Below are 3,471 nucleotides of genomic sequence, written 5' to 3' on the forward strand. Positions count from 1 at the left end.
GTCCGAGACCAGCGGACGCAGATCGTCGACATGCAGATTGCCGTCCTCACGCATCCGCCACCATTTGAATTTCGCACCGGCCGATTCCAGCGCCAGCCAAGTCGCGATGTTGGCGTCATGATCCATGTCGGTGACGACGATCTCGTCGCGCTCTTGCAGCATCTGGCCGATGCCGAGGCTGACCAGGCGGATGAACGAGGTGGCATTCATGCCGAAGCAGATTTCCGCCGGGCTGTAGGCGTTGATGAGCAGAGCGACGCTTGTCCGCGCATCGGCGACCGATTGGTCGACGGTGACGCTGCGGCCATAGCGGCCGCCACGCTGCACATTGTGCGAAACCAGATGATTGGTCACCGCGTCGAGCACGCTCTGCGGGATCTGCGCGCCGGCGGCGTTGTCCAAAAAGATGAAATCGCCGGCCCGCTGCAAGGCTGGAAACATGGCGCGGATGGTGTCGACGGGGAACGCGGTGGCATTCGCATTGTCGGTTTGATGCTTATTCACGGGTAGGCTCCTGCGGAGGGCTTGGACGGGGTGGGATCGGTTGGCGAGGTCAGCGCTTCTTTTCGGTCTTGAAGCGCTCTTCAAGCAGGCTGACGAGGCGGACCATCGGCCAGAGGAAGATGAGATAGACAAGGGCGGCGCCGATCAGCGGCGATGGGTTGGCGTAGAGCGACTGCGCGTTGGTCGCTTCCTTCAAGAGTTCCGGCAGCGCCACGGTGGAGGCGAGCGAGGTGTCCTTGAACATCGAGACGCAGTTGCTGGTCATCGGCGGGATGACGACGCGGATCGCTTGCGGCAGCACCACCTTGCGCAAGGTCAGGAGGAACGGCAGGCCAAGCGCCTGCGACGCCTCGAACTGGCCACGCGGAATGCTCTCGATGCCGGAGCGGAACACCTCGGCCGAGTAGGCCGACATGATGAAGGCGAAGGCTGTCACCGCCGATGCCCAGGACGACAGGCGTATGCCGAGGAAGGGCAGCGCATAGTAGATCAGGATCAGCACGACCAGCACCGGCAGGGCGCGGAAGATGTCGGTGTAGCCGACCGCGAGCCAGCGCAACGGCTTCGGCGCATAGAGCCGCACCAGGCTGATCCCCAGGCCGATGGGGATGCCGATGCCGATGCTCAAAATGCCGAGCAGCAGCGTGTTCAGGAAGCCGCGCAGCAGCGCCGGCAGGCTGGACATAATGACGTCGGGGTTGAAGAAGGTGTCGATCAGCGACATGGGAGCGTTCCCGAACCCCAGAGCAAAGAATGCTCACGTTAAACTCATGGGCCGCCGAGGGCAGGAGATCTGCGGCAGAAGCCGGCGGCCAGGCGTGAAAGAATCGTGCCGGCCTGGAAAGCCGGCACGATGTTACCGCAGCCTTCAGCTCAGGCCTTCGGCAGCGGCATTTCCTTCATGGTCGAAGAGTCGGCGGGCGCGTCGCTGCCGAACCACTTCTTGTGGATCGCGGCCAGCGTGCCGTCCTTCTTCATCGCGCTCAGCGCATCGTTCAGCTTGCCGAGCAGCGGGTGGTCCTTGGTCATCATCAGGCCGTATTGCTCACCGGTCTTGATGCGCTCCTTGACCACCAGGTCCTTCATCTTGGTGAAGGAATATTCCATGCCCGGAATGTCGCTGACTGCCGCATCGACGCGGCCGGCGCTGAGGTCGAGCAGCAGGTTCTGCTGCGTGTCGTAGCCCTTCACGTCGCTGAAGCCGTCGGCTTCCTGATGCGCCTTGACCCAGGTTTCGCCGGTCGAACCGGACAGCACGCCGATGATCTTGCCCTTGAGGTCGGCCTCGGCCTTGATCGGGCTGTCGGCCTTGGTGGCGATGCCCATATCGGAATCATAATAGGGCTGCGTGAACGACTGTGACTTCAGCCGCTCCGCCGTGATGGTGATCGACGAGATGGCGACGTCGATGCGCTTCGAGGTGGTGGCGGCAAACAGCGCCTGGAAGCCGAGATCGGCGATGTCGGTGGTCATGCCGATGCGCTTGGCGGCTTCGTTGACGATGTCGACCTCGAAGCCTTCGAAAGTGCCGCTCTCGTTCTTGAATTCGAAGGGCGGGTTGGTCGGGTAGGCGCCGACATTGAGCACATCCGCGGCATAAGCGGTGGCGGGGCCGGCGGCGATGCCGATGGCGGCGGCGAGAAGAAGCAATTTGCGACGCGTGAAGCTCATTTTTGTTCCCTCTGTTGTTGATCGGGCGGGTTGCTCCCGCACGGTTTTTTGCCGCCCCGCTTCACGCAGGGCGTCAATTCATGGCAGCGACCATGCGGTCACGGTTGGCGATGTTGTGTGTTGCAGACCGCGAATCCGCGCGCACGTCATCGAAGGCATGGCGCGTGTTGGATGATGACTGGGGCAGTATGAACGACAAGAACTGAGACTCCCACCCGGAGCACCCACGATGGACTGGCCGGCACGATGGACTGGTCTGCTCGATGGACTGGCCGGCAAGCCCGTCCGGCACGGCAATCGCCATCGACTCCGGAATGCTTATCCAAAGTGCGGCGCTTTTCAAGGCGAAAGTTTTAAGCTTAAAAAGCTGCGATGTCCGTTGCGTGGTGGACACGGTGCGGCCCGCTGGAACCGATACCCGCGAGCGATGGTGACGCCAAGCTATTTCAGGCTTGAAATATTTCCGCGCGGGCCTAGCGTGCGATCTTCGCCGGGAGGTCGCGACGTGAACAAACCACACCCTTTGCACGGCTCGAACAGACTGAAGCTTGGCGTCTTTTCGACCAATGCCGATGGCGGGCTTGCCATCACCGATGTGCCGGAGCGCTGGGCGGCGAGCTGGCAGGACAATGTGACCGCAGCCCAGATCGCCGACCGCGCCGGGCTGGAGTTCATGCTGCCGATCGCGCGTTGGCGCGGCTTCGGCGGCCGCAACAAGGTGCGCGAATGGTCGTTCGAGACCTTCACCTGGGCGGCGGCACTCGCCATGGCCACCGAGCAGATCGGCCTGTTCATGACCGTGCATGTGCCGCTGGTGCATCCGCTCTATGCCGCCAAGGCGCTGGCGACGGTCGACCATATCAGCCAGGGACGCGCGGGCTTGAACATCGTCTGCGGCTGGAACCCGAAGGAATTCGGCATGTTCGGCACGCCTTTGGTCGAGAAGGGCTACGATCAGGCGGCCGAATGGATCGAAATCCTGGAAAAGCTTTATGCGTCGGCCGAGCCGCTCGATTACGAAGGCACTTATTACCGCCTCAAGGAGGCTGTCAGCCGGCCGGCCAGTCTGCAGGTTCCGCGCCCCGTGACCATGAACGCCGCCTTCGGCGGGCCGGGCCGCGATTTCGCTGCCGCCCGGTGCGATTATCTGTTCACGACATTTTCGGAAATGAGCGATGCCGGCAAGCATGTCGCCGACATCAGCGAGCGGGCCGATAAGGCAGGCCGCGATGTCGGCGTCTACACCGTGGCGCATGTCGTCTGCCGCCCGACGATGGAAGAGGCGCAGGCCTACTA

Annotated in this window: 5 protein-coding genes; 1 reads left to right on the forward strand and 4 read right to left on the reverse strand. The window is 62.7% G+C overall.

Features of this window, described 5'->3' with window-relative positions; genetic code table 11:
- The 4 genes from EN994_RS23120 to EN994_RS23135 all read right to left on the reverse strand — a co-directional run.
- The coding region (locus EN994_RS23120; RefSeq protein ID WP_127307830.1) for an aminotransferase class V-fold PLP-dependent enzyme at window positions 1-504 on the reverse strand (504 nt) is incomplete at its 3' end.
- 49 nt (window positions 505-553) lie between these two features.
- On the reverse strand, window positions 554-1,228 hold the full coding sequence (locus EN994_RS23125; RefSeq protein WP_013527987.1) for an amino acid ABC transporter permease: 675 nt from the start codon (window positions 1,226-1,228) through the stop codon (window positions 554-556).
- Window positions 1,229-1,377: 149 nt separating this feature from the next.
- A complete protein-coding gene (locus tag EN994_RS23130) occupies window positions 1,378-2,175 on the reverse strand; it encodes an ABC transporter substrate-binding protein (RefSeq protein WP_024503391.1) in 798 nt (265 codons plus the stop codon).
- Window positions 2,176-2,248: 73 nt separating this feature from the next.
- A complete protein-coding gene (locus tag EN994_RS23135; protein ID WP_127307831.1) occupies window positions 2,249-2,569 on the reverse strand; it encodes a hypothetical protein in 321 nt (106 codons plus the stop codon).
- Window positions 2,570-2,680: 111 nt separating this feature from the next.
- Here EN994_RS23135 and EN994_RS23140 point away from each other — a divergent pair.
- A partial coding sequence (locus EN994_RS23140; RefSeq protein ID WP_164746101.1) for an LLM class flavin-dependent oxidoreductase occupies window positions 2,681-3,471 on the forward strand: 791 nt, incomplete at its 3' end.

The organism is Mesorhizobium sp. M7A.F.Ca.CA.002.09.1.1, assembly GCF_003998555.1.
GTDB lineage: Bacteria > Pseudomonadota > Alphaproteobacteria > Rhizobiales > Rhizobiaceae > Mesorhizobium > Mesorhizobium ciceri.

Coding starts and splice junctions, on each gene's coding strand:
- EN994_RS23125 (WP_013527987.1), bottom strand. CDS start 1,228: ATGTCGCTGATCGACACCTTCTTCAACCCCGACGTCATTATGTCCAGC.
- EN994_RS23130 (WP_024503391.1), bottom strand. CDS start 2,175: ATGAGCTTCACGCGTCGCAAATTGCTTCTTCTCGCCGCCGCCATCGGC.